Genomic DNA, 15,839 nt, shown 5'->3' on the forward strand with positions numbered 1-15,839 from the left:
ATTTGTTATTTTAAAAGGGGGAAAAAGATGAAGAATTTAAAGAAGAAATTAATGGGAGCTTTATTACTTACGACAGTATTATTAGGTACGGCTTGTGGTGGGAGTAACGATACGACCACCACTCCTAGTGACAGTGGAGAACAGGAAAATGAAACAAATGAACAACTAAGGCTAAGAGCTTCATCTGGGGCAAGTGAACTTCATCCGTTTCATATTGGATTCTTAGGACCAATGATGGAGCGTATTGAAGAAGAAACTAACGGAGAACTTAGCTTTGATATTTTTACTTCAGGAGAATTAGTAGAACTTGGTGGAGAATATGATGCACTTCGTCAAGGGACGATTGATGTTGCGTTGTCTTTATTACCTCCATACGATCCACAGCGATTCCCGTATACAGAAGTCGCGATGTTACCTTTATTAGAATCTGATACGAAGATAGCAACTGAAGCAATGCATAATTTAATGAAGAGCGATCACATTCTAGCAGATGGAAAAACGTACTATGAACTAGAATTTGCTGAGAAAGGATTAGTATCATTTGTAATTCCTGTTACTGAGCCATATGTACTTACAACAACAAACCAAAATAAAATTGAAACTGCTGAAGATTTATCAAGAGCGCTTCGTATTCGAAGCTCATCACGAGTTCATGAAATCTTATCAAATAACTTAGGATTTACGTCGGTTTCCATTCCTGCAACAGATGCTTATGATGCTCTTAGTCGTGGAGCGATAGATGGAACTCTGCATAGTGTTCATGATTGGCCTGTATTTGGGATAGAAGGAATTTTAAAGCATTCACTTGAAGGAGCGAATTTTGGTCACTTTGTCGGTCACTTAGCTATGACGGAAGAAACATGGAATAAGATTCCGACAGAAACACAGGAAAAAATTCGCCAAGCAGCTGATGAAATTGTGATTTCGGGAACACAAGCCATTTCGGATGCGCAAGAGCGAGGTGCACAAGCCTTTACGGAAAGTGGTGGAGAGTTTACTCATTTGGAGGATTTAGATCCATCGGTAGTTGCTCTTGTGAATGATGCTATTGTGAATACGTGGTTTGATTGGATAGACACGTTAGAAGAACAAGGTCATGCAGGACAAGAGATTGCGAAGTTATGGAGAGATTTAGTAGTTGAAGCAGGTGCTACATTGCCCCAAGAAATTATGGACATTCAATAGATTTTAAAAGGTTAAGCCAAAGGGTAACATTCAACCTTTTGGCTTAACCCTATAGACTAATAGGAGGCTGTCTCATAAGGGAAAAAACACCCTTTGATACAGCTTCAATCTAAAGAAGAGTTGAGGTGAATCAAGTGGTCGAAAATATTGCCATTATTGTTGTGCTTTTATTATTTACGGTTTTATTATTATCTGGACAATTTATTAGTTCACTACTCTTAACATCAGGAATACTTGGCATTTATCTTATAGGTGGAATGTCTTTATTAAATGGATTTATTCAAAGTGAACCTTTTAGTAGAGTTGCCAGTTACACACTGACCACAGTTCCCCTCTACATTTTGATGGCTCAATTTATTATGCAAGCAGGTATTGTAAAAGATACTTATAACCTTGTTTATAAACTCTCAAAAGGGAAATCCAGTTTACTAGGAGTATTAACTGTCTTTTTAGGAGGGTTACTAGGAGCTGTATCTGGGTCAGGTACAGCCACTTCAGCAGCGCTAGGGCAAGTTGCCGTCCCTGAATTAAAAAAGAGAGGTTATCCTGATGGGTTAGCAGCCACACTAGCAGCCGCATCTGGTTCATTATCGGCTATTATTCCACCTAGTGTCCTTCTCATTTTATACGGTGTCATTGCACAAATTTCAATTGGACAATTATTTGCTGCTGCGTTTATCCCTGGAATCTTACTCATGATTGTCTTCTCTATTGTAACTATTGTCTATCTAAGATTATCTAAAATGAATGTAGATTATCCACGGTTAGAAGAGGAAGAAAAAGATACTCCTTATAGCCGGTATATTATTGTAATGGCTGCTGGACTACTTATCGCAGTTTCAATTTTTGGAGGAATTTATACTGGTAAATTTACACCTACGGAAGCAGGAGCAGTTGGGGCGTTTATAAGTTTACTAGTTGCGTTAGTCCTTGGAAAAGTGAATAAGAATTTCATTATTACGTCTATGGTAGAAACAAGTAAAGTGACGGTAATGGCGATGCTTATCGTAATTGGTGCTACAATTTTCGGTAGGTTCATCTCGCTATCGTTAATACCAAGAAAAATTATTGAATTACTTGGTCCGCTTATGGAATCGCCAATTCTTTTATTAATTATTATTTCAATCTTTTACTTCTTCTTGTTCATGTTCATTGAAGGAGTTGCGGTTATTTTGATGACTGTACCAATCATTCTACCAATTATTATCGCAGCAGGGATAGACCCTATTTGGTTTGGTATCCTCCTTGCGGTCATTTGTACAATCGGTATGATTACCCCACCAGTAGGTATTAGTGTATATGCAGTAGGTGGAGTTAGTAAAATACCAATTGAGAAAATTTTCCGTACATCTACTGTATTTGCCATTGTTGCAGGAATTGTAGTGGGTGGTCTGCTTATTGCATTTCCAGAACTTGCTACATGGTTACCAAGTACGATGGAATAATAGAAAGAAGGTGGTAGAGTGAAGAGTATATTTTTTAAAATCGAAAAAATACATGAAGTCTTAAAATTAATCGGAGTGTATATTAGTGGAATTAGTATTCTAGGGATGATGCTTCTCATAGTTACAGATGTATTTCTTAGAAATGTCTTCACAGCCCCCATTTCAGGTACCTATGAACTTGTCCAATTTTACTTTATGCCACTAGCTATCTTTCCAGCATTAGCGTACACGTACAGTTCGGGGATCTTACCAAGACTAGGAGAGTTAATAGAAAAAGCTCCGTTCCGAGTGCAAAATACAGTAACGTATATCTTACTATTTATTGAAATTGTCATCTTTGGATTGTTGATGGTTTATGGTTGGAAATTTGCGATGAGTGGATTGAGTGACAAGATGGCTATTCCAATAGGTGGTAGTCTCTTAATTCATTATCCAATATACTTTTTAGTACCAATTGGATTTGGACTAGTGTTGGTTGAAGTAATTATAACCTCATGTAAAAGAATATTAAAAATAAATGATGAGGGGTCAGTCCCCCAATAAGTTAATACGTTAATAAAGTGGGGGACTGACCCCCACTTTTTAGTTATATTAAAATGTGTAGGCAGACCCTACAATAATAAGCAGGATAAATAATACGACGATTAATGAAAAACCTGTTGTTGCTGGTACGTGACTCATGAAGAATTCCTCCTTTTGAGTGATTACTGTATATAGCTATGTAGAAGTCACTAAATTGGGTGGGCATCTGTCCGGATTTTTAAAGAAATAGGCGAGTGTCTACGTAATAAAGAGTTAAATAAACCCCTGACCATAAAGCAGTATCAGAGCTTGATGGTCAGGGGTTTTTAGTTACAAGCTATATAGTTATTAGACATGTCATGTCAACATATGAATGCAACAAGACATGGTAAGTATTTATCATTACCAGAGGGGGCTAACTTAAATGAGTACCGAAACTTTGCAACAAGTAGGGCCTGATGAAAAAGTTATGTCTGTTAAGGATTGGCTGATCACTTTGATAATATTGGCGATTCCGTTAGTTAATATTGTCATGCTGTTTGTATGGGGATTCGGTTCAGATGTTAATAAGAATAAAAAGAATTATTGTAAAGCAACTCTGTTGTTGATGGCGATACTCATTGCGATCTATTTATTATTTACAGTTTTATTAACTGCGATTTTGTTTACGTTTATGTAGGGGGGTTATAAATTAGAAGATGCGGGGTCAGTCCCCTAGTGAGTTAATGCGTTAATAAAGTGGGGGACTGACCCCCACTTTAACTTCTATTCCTCAATCACTTTAGCTATAAAATCCTTTAGCCGTTGCTCGTATTTTTCAGTTGCAACAGTATAGGATTTAATATGGCCAGCATAAGGCACAGTCCATAATTCTTTTTCTCCACTTGCAGCTTCATAAATATGATGGGCCATTGAAGTAGGGACAAGCTCATCTTTTTCACCATGTATGATCAATAAAGGACGAGTGTTTTTTTCTACTTGGTTTAGTACAGAGGCTTCACCGAATGTAAACCCAGCTCGTACATTCGTAATCGCACTTGTAACAGGCACCATAGGGAAAGCTGGTAGGTTATATAAATGCTTAAGCTGATACGTCAGTATATCTTTGGCTGAAGTATACCCACTATCTGCAATGATTCCTTTCACCTCTTGAGGTAATTTCTCGCCACTGGTCATTAATACAGTCGCAGCACCCATTGAAGTTCCATGAAGTAGGATATGCTTGCTGTTTTTTTTATCGATAAGTACCTGAATCCATTGTTGATAATCTAGTCGGTCATGCCAGCCAAAGCCAATATAATCACCCTCGCTTTTTCCATGGCCTCTGGAGTCAGGCAGTAAAATATTGAAACCCTGATTATAGTAAAACTGGACAAATTCTTTCATGGACTCTCGATCATTTCGAAAACCGTGAGCAAGTATAACCGTTTTGCCAGTTGTCTTTTCATTCTCTAGAAATAAAGCCTCAAGTAAAAGACCATCCTCTGAAGTAATCGTTTCTATTTTAAATTCTTGGTTATCAAACCATTGAATAGCTTCATCAATTTTATTTTGGTTATTCGTTGATACTGGGACGACGTCTGTTTCCTTATGGAGTTCAACTATCTGACCTCGTTTTATGGCTTCACTGTAAAAATGATTTCCTGCAATAACTAACCCTAAAGCTATTAAGACTGTAAAGCTACTTCCTGTGACAATAATCTTTTTCAAAAAACCTCTCTCCATTCTTTCATCTTGTACTTGTTTAATCGCCGTTTATCGTGTGAAAAGGATAGAACAAGTAAGTTAATTGCAAGTATATCATAATCAAAAACTGTGAGGACGGCATAGTTATTTTTTTTTTGTTAAGTATTTAAAATGAAAGGGATAGTTTTCCAATATAACACACACTCTATTCATGTACCTTAATGTGAAAGGATGATAACTATATGGATCGATTTGAACAAGTGTACAACGATTATAAGAAGCAAGGTCAAGAGCAAGCAAAAATGGAATATGATCCTACCGCAAGCGATGGAAAGGAACAAGTTGTCGCAGTAAGAAAAAATGACGATGGAGATATCATTGCGATTAAAACAGAGTCGGGGAGAGAGCTTGATTATGTAACAGCTCTTCAAGAAGCAAAAGAAGGGAACTTGGCACATGTCGATGTGTTCCATAAATATGGTCGGGATATTTTACGTAGCGAACCAGACGGTATTCAAGAAAATAATTTAGATAATTTACCACAATTTTAGAATGTGTTAATTAAGCCTAAAAAAATGCCCAATACCTACATAGAAAAGGTATTGGGCTAACAAGTGGCACACGCACTATGAATTCTCTTTAAATTTTTCAAGACAGTTTTTACATATACACGTTTTCCTACGATGTTCTGGAGGCACGAGTTCCAATATCTCTTTAGGAAACTTTTCATCATTACACCAGCAACCTTCAGCTTTGGAGCAATCATTGCTACTCCCACACAGCGGACAGGATTTTGAATTAACTTCAACATAAACCACATCAACACATCCTTTTTTCAGTTTAAATGAGATTCATAGAACAAATGATTTCTTCCATCCTATTATTTTCGCTATAATAAGATCATATATTGTAACGCTAAAGGAGGCAATAAATTTGAGTAAACAAGTGATTGTATATTCAGCGGAAGATTGTGTTGAGTGTACTTATGTTAAAAAAGCGCTAACAGAAGAAGGCATACCATTTGAGGTAAGGGATATTATGAAAAATAAAGAATACCGTGAAGAGGTTGAGAAATTTGGGTTTATGGGGATACCTGTAACTGTAGTTGGGGACCGTGCTATCAAAGGATTCACACCAGAGTTAAATGAATTAATAGAATCTGTAAAGAAATAAAATCAAAAGGGTGTTCTAAGAGGTAGATAGATACCTTCTTAGACACCCCTTATCTAATTTTACTCCGTTAACTCACTTAGTACTTAAATACATGTTGACCAATAACATTAGATGTTTCTCTGGAATCAAGCCAACGACTGGTCGCTATATCAGGATTGTAAAAGAATAATGTATCCTCAGAAACTTCTCCCATACCTGTTAACGCAGCTTCTACAGCTTCTATCGATTCTTCGTCAGCTGGCCTGTTAACTTGTCCATTAGCAACAGGTTGAAATTGTCTAGGTTGATAAATCACTTCTTCAACTGTGTCAGGAAATTGATCGCTTTCTACTCGATTTAATACGACATTGGCTACAGCTACTTTTCCTTCAAAAGGTTCTGTTTGAGCTTCGGCTCGTACAATTCGAGCTACTAGATCGATTTCTTTTTCTGAAAGACTTATGTAATTCATATGAGCACTTTTCACTTTTACTTCAGGTTGTTTTTCAATATGTATATTAATTTCCTGACCTGCAAAAATCAAATCAAGGTTCGTAACTTGTGGGTTCGCAATTGCTAATTCTTTTAATGTAAAACCATTGTCTCGGGCTATCTTTGACATTGTGTCTCCTTCTTGAACCGTATATGCAAAAGTAGATCCAGTAAAACAAAAGGCTGCTAGTAATGTTAACACAAAAATTAGTTTTTTCATTTGTATCCTCCTAGTAAACTTAGCTTTTAATAGCTTTTGATATAACTTATCCCTATGAATGAAGATCCAAGAATAGTATTACAATTTGTTTACAAAGGAGTTTTAATAGGATGGTTAAAAGTTTTTTTATATCTGATAGTTTTCTATTGGTTCAAGAATCATCTTTTAAAATTTCTTATCACATATTGGCAGTTATCATCTTATAGATGATATAATCTAGATGTTTTTTGAATATTTTGCGTTTGTTCATGTAATCGGGTTGATAAATATAATTAGGTTTATTGGGAGGAAGAAACTATGTCAAATAGTAACATACCAGTTTCAGTGTTAAATTTAGTTCCAGTTCGTAAAGGGGAGGGGGATAAAGAAGCAATTGATGCCATGGTTGACTTGGCGCAAGCAACAGAGAAGATGGGATACTCACGCTATTGGATTGCTGAGCATCATAATGCAGCGGCTCTGGTTAGTTCTGCAACGTCTATATTAATCAAACATACGTTGGAGAATACGGAAAAAATCCGAGTCGGTTCTGGTGGGATTATGTTACCGAACCATTCACCTTTAATTGTCGCAGAACAATTTGGAACATTGGAAACGATTTATCCTAAGCGAGTTGACTTAGGTCTTGGAAGGGCACCGGGTACTGATATGTCAACGGCAAATGCACTTAGACGCTCTCAGCACGAATCTGTCTATACATTTCCTCAGGATGTGAACGATTTACTTAGATATTTCGGTCCTGAAGAGAAGCAAGAGTTTGTAAAAGCATTTCCTGGTGTAGGAAGGAATGTTCCACTCTATATTCTTGGCTCGTCAACAGAATCAGCAATCTTAGCAGCAAAACTAGGTTTACCATATGCGTTCGCGTCTCATTTTGCACCAACGTATTTAGGTGAAGCACTTTCTATTTATCGCAACAACTTCAAGCCTTCTGAATATTTAGATGAGCCATATGTGATCACATGTCTCGGAGTAGTAGCAGCTGAAACAGATGAGGAAGCCGAATTCGAGGCTACAACAATGCTACAACGCTCGTTATACATGACCCGTCGTGGCCGCCATCCGTTATACCCACCGGTTGAGAATATGGACGATTTATGGAATGAATCGGAAAAACAAATGGTGTTAGCTAAGCACCGAATGACATTAGTAGGAAGTAAAGATTCAATCCGTACACAATTGAAGGAATTTCAAGCTAGATACAATGCTGATGAAGTTATGGCTGTCACGTACATTTATGACCGCGACAAACAAAAGAGATCTTATGAGATATTGAAAGAAGTAGTGGATGGAAAATAGCAAGAAAAGTTAAGTAGGAGGGAGCGCTAGTAAACCGCTCTCTTGACTATTCTCAATGAAAATAGGTAGACGTTATCTAACCAAAAAATAGTGCTTGTCTACGAAACATCTATTATAATAATAGTATAGGTGATAACGTGGAGAAGCAAATTCTTGATTTACTTACTGAAATGAGTAAAGAAATGAAAAGTATGAAATCACAAATGCATAATCGATTTGATACTATTCAATCAAAGCTCGAAGGTGTTGGAGGGCTGTTTGAATTAACTAATGAATCAAGAATTACTGACGTAGACTTTATCGCTGACAAGGTAAATAAACTAGAGAGAGAACTATATATACTAAAAAATAAAAGTAATAACTAGGGTGCTGAGGCACTCTTTTTTGTTACAGGTAGGTTTCGCAGTACCAGATTAAAGAATTTTCAAGAACGGTAATGGATATTATTTTGGTTATAATTTTAAATGGGAAGGGATCGGAAATCCCACGATTGAAAAAGTGTGGGTATATTGTCTAATTTCCTAAAGAAGAAAGAGGAAGAATAGAATGAAAAAGAGGTTGATATTATCTACAATATTCGTATGTATTATTATTTTATCAGCGAAAATTTATTTTGATACGAATGAATTCAAAGTAAATACTGTCCAATTTCAAACAAAGATAATTCCTAGTAATTCTGAATTCACTGTTTTACAAATTAGTGATTTACATAATAAAGTTTTTGGAGTTAACAATGAAAAATTAATTAATACCGTGGAAAACCTTGACGCAGACATTATTGTGATAACAGGAGACCTTATTGATAGGAGCACAGATGATTTTAAACATGTTTTTTCTCTTATTGAGAATATAACAACCATTAATCAAAAGGTTTTCTTTGTATCTGGTAACCATGAGTGGGGTAACTCTTATACTAGTGATTTTATAAAAGGTCTTCGAGAGCGAAATATTACTATTTTAAACAATGAAAATACTCAAATTACGATAAGAGATGTTACCATTAACTTAGCTGGGTTGGACGATGCCTCAACAAATCATGAAAATGTAGAAGAAGCATTTAATGGAATAAATCAAGAGCTATATACTTTTATATAAAAGATAAATAAAACGAGAGCGATAGCAGCATAAAGCTATCGCCTTCTTCAATTGAGGGGTCAGTCCACCTGTAATTTAACGCGTTAGCAAAGTGGGGGACTGACCCCACTTTGCTTATAAATAAATTCTATGTTTACATTTAGTATATAACAATATATAGTAATAGTTACATAAAGCATAACTAAATATTGTGATTTGCGGAATAATAGGTGTCTATGTTAGTAGACTTAATAGGGAATCTGGTGAAAGTCCAGAACTGTCCCCGCAACTGTAAGTGTGGATGAAATGAGATAAACCACTGTATAAGTAACTTAAAGGTGCTTGTATGGGAAGGCTCAGAGTAAGAAGAAGCACAAGTCAGGAGACCTGCCGATTTATTCCAAAAAGTTTCATTTCTTCGGGGGGTGAGAAGTCGAAACGGTACAGTAGGGGTATTTATCTTTCCTTATTTTTCTTTATGTACCGTTTATATTCCAATTACTCTTCCGATTTCGGAGGAGTTTTTTTGTTGTCAACAAACTTTAAAATCTTTCATGTTGGATAAGTGAAAGCATATTCGCACTCTGCTTTACAGGTTTTGTTTTTTATAAAAAACGTCAACTATTGAAAATTAAAGGAGAAATATATGAGTATACCAACTGATTCTGAACAACGTTCTACTGTTATTGCTGCTATACAAGAAGTGACTAATAAATACGGAATTAATGCAAAAGAATTACTAGATAGGATAAAGGATGTAGATGAAGAGGATGCCAACCAACAATCGTTATTATATGCCCTACATCATATATCTATTGACCAACCGAATTGGACGTTTTTAGCATCGAAACTCTATTTGAATGAATTGTATAAAAAAGCTTCTGAAAGCCGTGGGTATGATCCTTCACAAAAATACGGTGATTTCTATCAACTTATAAAATTATTAACTGAAAAAGGAATATACTCACCGAGTCTATTCGGTTCTTACAGTTTCGAAGAGGTCGATGAGTTAATGACTGTAATAGAGTCAACACGTGATAACTTATTTAATTTCATTGGACTATTTTTACTGGCAGACAGGTATCTAGCTAGAGACCATGAGAAACATATATTTGAGTTACCACAAGAGCGATTTATGATTATTGCGATGACTTTAATGCAACAAGAATCAAAAGAAAAGCGACTATCACTAGTAAAAGAAGCTTACTGGGCATTAAGTAATTTATATATGACGGTAGCTACTCCTACGTTAGCAAATGCAGGAAAGAGCTTCGGTCAATTGTCATCATGTTTCATTGATACAGTTGATGACTCATTAGATAGCATTTATTTAAATAACTGGGACAATGCGAGATTAAGTAAAGATGGTGGGGGAATAGGCATTTATTACGGAAAAGTCCGTGCGTTAGGTTCAGATATTAAGAGCTTTAAAGAAAACTCTTCAGGAGTAGTACCATGGATTCGACTAGTAAATGACACTGCTGTTAGTGTTGATCAATTAGGTCAACGTCAAGGAGCAATCGCTGTTTACCTTGATTTGTTTCATAAAGATATTATGAATGGATTTTTAGATTTAAAAACTAATAACGGTGATGAGCGTCGAAAGGCACATGATATTTTTACAGGTGTGACAGTTCCTGATTTATTTATGGAAAAACTACAGGAAGTTGATGATAGTGGAAAAAGTATCGGGTACTGGTCGACATTTTGTCCTCATCAAGTAAAGCAAATCATGGGATGGAAAGATGATAAGGGGAAGGCATTAGGGTTAGAAGACTTTTTTGATGATACAGGTAGAAAATATTTTACAGAAAAATATGAAGAAGCAGTAAATCATCCGTTACTTCCACGTAAAACATACCGAGCGATGGACGTAATGAAGCGAATTATGGTTGCTCAATTAGAAACGGGTACGCCATATATGTTCTATAGAGACGAAGTAAATCGCCAAAATCCGAATAAGCACATCCTTGGAAAAGGGCGCACTTCAATCTTTTGTAGCAATTTATGTACTGAAATTACGCAAAATATGTCCGCAACTCAGATTGTAAAGGAATATCAAGATGAGGACGGAAACATTGTGATTGTCCGTAAGCCGGGTGATTTTGTCGTTTGTAATTTATCATCAATTCACCTTCCGAATGCTGTAAAAGCTAATGTGCTAGGACGCTTAATTCCTATTCAAATGAGAATGCTAGATAATGTAATTGATCTGAATACGATAACGGTGGGACAAGCACAAATAACGAATAAAAAATTTCGTGCAGTTGGATTAGGAACATTTGGCTGGCATCATTTGCTTGCTACCAAAGGGATACATTGGGAGTCTAAGGAAGCGGTTCAATATGCAGATGAGCTTTATGAAACAATAGCATATTACACAATTCAAAGCTCAATGGAGTTAGCTAAAGAAAAAGGTGCTTATAGTCAATTCGAGGGGTCCGAATGGCATACTGGAGATTATTTTCAAAGAAAAGGTTATGAATCAAAACAATGGTTGAACTTACTTGAGGAAGTTCGCGTAAATGGGGTGCGGAACGGCTGGATGATGGCGGTTGCTCCTAACTCTTCCACAGCGAAAATAGGTGGCTCAACTGATGGTATTGATCCTTTATATGCTGTTGAATATGCTGAGGAAAAGAAAAACTTTAAGTTCATAGTGACAGCACCAGAACTAACTCATACCACGTATCCTTATTATAAAAAAGCAAGATATGAATTAGACCAACGGTGGAGTATTAAACAAAATGCAAGTAGGCAAAGGCATATTGACCAATCGATTAGCTTTAATCTTTATGTACGCCATAATATAAAAGCAATCGACTTACTAAATCTTCATCTAGAGGCTTGGAAGCAAAAATTAAAGACGACTTACTATGTTCGAAGTACTTCACAATCTGAAATAGATGAATGTCAAGCTTGTCATAGTTAGAGGAGGAGAAACGATGAATGGACAAAACGCTTTAACAAAAATTAAATTACTAAACACAGAGTATCCAAATAGATCAACAGGAATTGTAAATGGTCGGTCATCAGGGATATTAAATTGGAACGATATTGCGTATCCACAAATGTATGATTTCTATCATGTGTTATTATCCAACTTTTGGAAGGCACAAGAAATTAATATGCAAGATGATATTAAACAATGGAATCAATTATCATCGAAAGAGCAAGATACATTTTTGAGAATTAACACACAATTAGCATCACTTGATAGTCTTCAGACACCAACGATGACTCATGTGATGGACTATGTGACAGATCCTAGCTTTAAAGCAATATTTGCTGTTATTTCACAGCAAGAAGCGGTCCACAATGAATCTTATTCTTATATATTAAGTTCTCTCGTCCCTTTAGATGAGCAAATTGAACGTTTTAATCAAGCAAAAGATGATCCATTAGTACAAAAACGTAATGAACTGATTTTAGAATCTTATGAAGCATTTCGTCTTAACCCGAATTTGAAAAACTTGTTATATCTATGTGTAAACTCAATTAATTTAGAAGGTATTTATTTTTATGCTGGCTTTGCCTTTTTCTATCATCTTGCTCGACAGCAAAAGATGCTTAAAACAAGTACAATGATTAGTTATATTCAACGAGATGAAATGCAACATGCGTATTTTATTTCTCAATTTATTAGGATTTTATTGTCTGAAAACCCTGAGCTGAATAATGAGGAGAATAGGCAATATATCTATCAAACTATCGCACATGCTGTAGAGCTAGAAAAAGAATGGGCTCATATCATCCTATTAGACATAGAAGGTATTGATTTATCAGAATTTGATCACTATGTGGAATATTTAGCTAACAAGCGATTTCGTCAGTTAGGGTTAGCAAATTACTTTGAAGAGCGTGACAATCCAATGCCTTGGATTCATATATTTAGTGATGAAATGATGAATGATACGAAGTCAGATTTCTTTGAACAAAAATCAAGAACCTATACAAAAGTCAGCCATTCGAACGGATTTGATGAATTATAAAATGAAAGTAGCGATCATTTATACGTCAATTACTGGAAATACACGCGAGCTAAGTACAATCATTTACCAATTGTTTAGAGAAGTTACTTCGTGTGTATCCTTGCATCCAATTCAAGAGTTTCAACTATCAAACATTGACCAATATGATGGTATTGTCATTGGTACGTATACATGGGGAGACGGGAATATCCCTCAAGAAATGGAACCTCTTTATGAAGCTATTGAAAGAAAGGATTTGCGACCTGTACCAACGGGGGTATTTGGTACTGGTGATCGTTTTTATCCTAATTATTGTGGGGCTGTAGACCGATTTCGGGATATGTTGTTTGTTCAAACAGAACTGGCTGTAACGTTAAAGGTAGAATTATCGCATCAAGAAAAAGATATGCACCGTTGTAGAAAATTCGTGGACTTGTTCTTACAACGGTGCGATGCAAAGCTCGGTGCATATTGAATGGAGTAAGGATTACTTCCTTTTCTATCCATAAAGGAGAATTATCGATGAATTCTATTAAAATTATTACTGACGTAGAAAATGTAAGGTATTATTTAAACCACTGTGAATTTCACCCATTGTTAAATCGTTTTAGAGAGGCAGAAGAGCAGCAAAAAGCGTTGACTCAAATAATAAAAAATGAGGGGACAATGTGTATTGCTATTGATAATCGTACCATTGCTGGTTATACACTCATTGTTCATCCTGAGGAAAATGAACGGTGGAGTTACTTAGATTATATAAGAATACTTGGAGTACTTGAGGTCGCACCACCATATCGTGGACAGGGTATCGCAAAAAAGGTTGTAAATGGCATACTTGAAGATAAATCCTTAGAGAACTACATCATTTTATCATTAGAATATGCCTGGCATTGGGATTTAAAGATGGTGGAAGGAAATATTGAAACATATAAGGAGTTATTGAAAGGTGTTTTACATACAGGTGGGTTTAAAGAAACAATCACAGATGAACCAGATATTGCCCAGTATCAGCATAATTTTTTAATGGCGAGGTTTGGAGAAAAAATCACCCCTGACCAGGTTAATGAATTTATGAGAATAGCAAATCTGAATTCAATATTTTAAGTTTGTTTCGGTGTCCCAAAAGGTCTTTTTTCACCTTTGGGACACCATTACTATTGTTAACACTCAGTATTTATTCGCCTTCAATGTCATCCAATTCTTTATCAAATGCCGCAGATACCTTATCAAATTCTTCGTCGCTCTCGATCGCAGTTAAATCACCGTCATTATCAACTTTTAAAAAGAAAAGATCAATGCCTTCATCGTTCTCTACTTTCAAATCTTCCACAAAACTTACCGCTACATAGTCGATATTATCAATTGTTAAGGCAGCTAAAACCTCAACTTCTTGTTCCTCATCATTTTCATCACCAATTGTAAAAACTTCGCCTATTTCGACTTTTTCCATAATGTACAGCTCCTATCATTTATAGTGAATGTCTTAGTCTCAATCATTATCTTCTCATATGCATTAATTTAAACCTCGAAAATTGAATTTGGGGGTTAAAGCAGAATGAATGGTTTACAGGGTAATGTTGGAAACTACTATAACTCTACCAATGTAAAGGAACACTAAAGGGATTTCTAAGTGTTGAATAGTTAAAAATATTATAGACGTACCTTTAACATATCTTTTTTTGCATATATTTTTTAGTTAGTTTCTTTTTGTTCGTTTGTACGATGAAAAAGTTTGAGGAGATATAATCACACACTCCGTTAGTGATCTAATCATTACATTTGTAACTACTCCAATTATAGAAGAAACAATTATGATGATAATAAGAAGAAATTCAAGGAGGATGTTGTATGGCAATTGTTCATATGAAAAATATAGTGAAAAGATACGGGGCTCATTTGGCTCTTGATAATGTGGAACTAGATATTGGAGAAGGGGAAATCCTCGGTTTATTAGGTCCGAATGGTGCCGGTAAAACGACCTTAATTCATGCTTTAGCAGGGATTATTGGCTTCGATTCTGGGGATATCACTGTATTTGGCAAGGAACAGCAATCTAATTTACTAGAAATAAAGAAGCAAATCGGACTGGTAACACAAGATATCACCGTTTTTACAGACTTAAGTGCAAGAGAAAACCTAGAGTTTTTTGGAGGTATATATGGTTTAAAGGGAGATAAATTAAATAAACAAATAGATGATACGTTGGAATTTGTTGGACTCTCGGAACACGCCCGAAAGCTTCCTACGAAATTTTCTGGAGGAATGCAAAGAAGATTAAACATCGCCTGTGCCCTCGTTCATAGACCGAAGTTCCTTATAATGGATGAACCAACAGTAGGGATTGATCCCCAATCCAGGAACCATATATTAGAAACAATTAAACGATTGAATGAGCAAGGGACAACAATTCTGTATACGACCCATTACATGGAAGAAGTTCAAAGCCTTGCCTCGCGTGTTGTTATTATGGACCAAGGACATATCATTGCCGAGGGAACAATCAATGAGTTAGTAAAAAAAATTCAACATGAAGAAAAAATTAATATGGAGGTTGCAGAACCAACCGAGCTCTTATTAGAAAAACTTCGTAAGTTGGATGGGGTAAAACAAGTTTTCCAAAGCGGTAAGGAAATTCATATCATTTCCCAAGTAGGGGCAGGAAACCTGGACCGTGCTCTTTTCATTGCCAGGGACTTTGGTGGAATTCACTCTGTTTCAGCAGAAAAACCAACCTTAGAAGATGTATTCTTAACACTTACTGGGAAACGTCTACGTGATGGAGGGGAGGAATAA

General features: G+C 35.9%; 19 protein-coding genes and 1 riboswitch. Of the genes, 14 read left to right on the forward strand and 5 right to left on the reverse strand.

Annotated elements, in window-relative coordinates; all coding sequences use genetic code 11:
• The first annotated feature begins 27 nt into the window (after positions 1–27).
• The 3 genes from dctP (at position 28) to CD003_RS05185 (ending at position 3,173) form a co-directional block, all read left to right on the forward strand.
• On the forward strand, positions 28–1,185 hold the full coding sequence (gene dctP, locus CD003_RS05175; protein WP_096199869.1) for a TRAP transporter substrate-binding protein DctP: 1,158 nt from the start codon (positions 28–30) through the stop codon (positions 1,183–1,185).
• A 125-nt stretch (positions 1,186–1,310) separates the two neighbouring features.
• The gene (locus tag CD003_RS05180; protein WP_257008184.1) at positions 1,311–2,630 is read left to right on the forward strand and encodes a TRAP transporter large permease; all 1,320 of its coding nucleotides are present in this window, start codon (positions 1,311–1,313) and stop codon (positions 2,628–2,630) included.
• Between the two features lie 18 nt (positions 2,631–2,648).
• Entirely contained in the window at positions 2,649–3,173 is a 525-nt protein-coding gene (locus tag CD003_RS05185) for a TRAP transporter small permease (protein WP_096199873.1), read from the forward strand.
• A 48-nt stretch (positions 3,174–3,221) separates the two neighbouring features.
• Here CD003_RS05185 and CD003_RS05190 read toward each other — a convergent pair whose 3' ends face one another.
• A complete protein-coding gene (locus CD003_RS05190) occupies positions 3,222–3,311 on the reverse strand; it encodes a YjcZ family sporulation protein (RefSeq protein ID WP_096199875.1) in 90 nt (29 codons plus the stop codon).
• Between the two features lie 265 nt (positions 3,312–3,576).
• On the opposite strand from CD003_RS05190, the gene CD003_RS05195 reads away from it, so the two are divergent.
• A complete protein-coding gene (locus tag CD003_RS05195) occupies positions 3,577–3,831 on the forward strand; it encodes a hypothetical protein (protein WP_096199876.1) in 255 nt (84 codons plus the stop codon).
• A gap of 86 nt (positions 3,832–3,917) precedes the next feature.
• Here the strand turns inward: CD003_RS05195 and CD003_RS05200 are convergent, their stop codons facing one another.
• Positions 3,918–4,862, reverse strand: a complete 945-nt coding sequence (locus CD003_RS05200; protein WP_257008185.1) for an alpha/beta hydrolase — start codon at positions 4,860–4,862, stop codon at positions 3,918–3,920.
• 218 nt (positions 4,863–5,080) lie between these two features.
• Between CD003_RS05200 and CD003_RS05205 the strand changes: the two genes are divergently transcribed.
• Complete coding sequence (locus tag CD003_RS05205; protein WP_096199879.1) at positions 5,081–5,389, forward strand: DUF3892 domain-containing protein; 309 nt, start codon at positions 5,081–5,083, stop codon at positions 5,387–5,389.
• 75 nt (positions 5,390–5,464) lie between these two features.
• On the opposite strand, the gene CD003_RS05210 is transcribed toward CD003_RS05205, so the two are convergent.
• Positions 5,465–5,656: a cysteine-rich CWC family protein gene (locus tag CD003_RS05210; protein WP_096199881.1), complete on the reverse strand. Its 192-nt coding sequence runs from the start codon at positions 5,654–5,656 to the stop codon at positions 5,465–5,467.
• 115 nt (positions 5,657–5,771) lie between these two features.
• On the opposite strand from CD003_RS05210, the gene CD003_RS05215 reads away from it, so the two are divergent.
• On the forward strand, positions 5,772–6,011 hold the full coding sequence (locus CD003_RS05215) for a glutaredoxin family protein (protein WP_096199883.1): 240 nt from the start codon (positions 5,772–5,774) through the stop codon (positions 6,009–6,011).
• Positions 6,012–6,087: 76 nt separating this feature from the next.
• Here CD003_RS05215 and CD003_RS05220 read toward each other — a convergent pair whose 3' ends face one another.
• Positions 6,088–6,702: a cell wall hydrolase gene (locus CD003_RS05220; RefSeq protein ID WP_096199885.1), complete on the reverse strand. Its 615-nt coding sequence runs from the start codon at positions 6,700–6,702 to the stop codon at positions 6,088–6,090.
• Between the two features lie 297 nt (positions 6,703–6,999).
• On the opposite strand from CD003_RS05220, the gene CD003_RS05225 reads away from it, so the two are divergent.
• From CD003_RS05225 to CD003_RS05255, 7 genes are all read left to right on the forward strand, one after another.
• Positions 7,000–8,001 carry an LLM class flavin-dependent oxidoreductase gene (locus CD003_RS05225; protein WP_096199887.1) on the forward strand — a complete coding sequence of 334 codons (1,002 nt, stop codon included), beginning with the start codon at positions 7,000–7,002 and terminating at the stop codon, positions 7,999–8,001.
• A gap of 137 nt (positions 8,002–8,138) precedes the next feature.
• On the forward strand, positions 8,139–8,366 hold the full coding sequence (locus tag CD003_RS05230; RefSeq protein WP_096199888.1) for a hypothetical protein: 228 nt from the start codon (positions 8,139–8,141) through the stop codon (positions 8,364–8,366).
• A 181-nt stretch (positions 8,367–8,547) separates the two neighbouring features.
• Positions 8,548–9,096, forward strand: coding sequence for a metallophosphoesterase (locus CD003_RS05235; RefSeq protein ID WP_096199890.1), 549 nt, complete (start codon positions 8,548–8,550; stop codon positions 9,094–9,096).
• 190 nt (positions 9,097–9,286) lie between these two features.
• Positions 9,287–9,484: riboswitch (cobalamin riboswitch) on the forward strand.
• 237 nt (positions 9,485–9,721) lie between these two features.
• Positions 9,722–12,007, forward strand: coding sequence for a ribonucleoside-diphosphate reductase subunit alpha (locus CD003_RS05240; protein ID WP_096199892.1), 2,286 nt, complete (start codon positions 9,722–9,724; stop codon positions 12,005–12,007).
• Between the two features lie 13 nt (positions 12,008–12,020).
• Complete coding sequence (locus CD003_RS05245) at positions 12,021–13,067, forward strand: ribonucleotide-diphosphate reductase subunit beta (protein WP_096199894.1); 1,047 nt, start codon at positions 12,021–12,023, stop codon at positions 13,065–13,067.
• Between the two features lies 1 nt (position 13,068).
• Positions 13,069–13,521: a flavodoxin domain-containing protein gene (locus tag CD003_RS05250; RefSeq protein ID WP_096199896.1), complete on the forward strand. Its 453-nt coding sequence runs from the start codon at positions 13,069–13,071 to the stop codon at positions 13,519–13,521.
• A 47-nt stretch (positions 13,522–13,568) separates the two neighbouring features.
• Entirely contained in the window at positions 13,569–14,150 is a 582-nt protein-coding gene (locus tag CD003_RS05255) for a GNAT family N-acetyltransferase (RefSeq protein ID WP_096199897.1), read from the forward strand.
• 70 nt (positions 14,151–14,220) lie between these two features.
• Here CD003_RS05255 and CD003_RS05260 read toward each other — a convergent pair whose 3' ends face one another.
• On the reverse strand, positions 14,221–14,496 hold the full coding sequence (locus CD003_RS05260) for a DUF1292 domain-containing protein (protein WP_096199899.1): 276 nt from the start codon (positions 14,494–14,496) through the stop codon (positions 14,221–14,223).
• A gap of 398 nt (positions 14,497–14,894) precedes the next feature.
• Between CD003_RS05260 and CD003_RS05265 the strand changes: the two genes are divergently transcribed.
• Positions 14,895–15,839 (forward strand): ABC transporter ATP-binding protein, encoded by a 945-nt coding sequence (locus CD003_RS05265; protein WP_096199901.1) that lies wholly within the window; start codon positions 14,895–14,897, stop codon positions 15,837–15,839.

The sequence above is a fragment of the Bacillus sp. FJAT-45350 genome (assembly GCF_002335805.1).
In the GTDB taxonomy this organism is placed as follows: Bacteria; Bacillota; Bacilli; order Bacillales; family NISU01; genus FJAT-45350.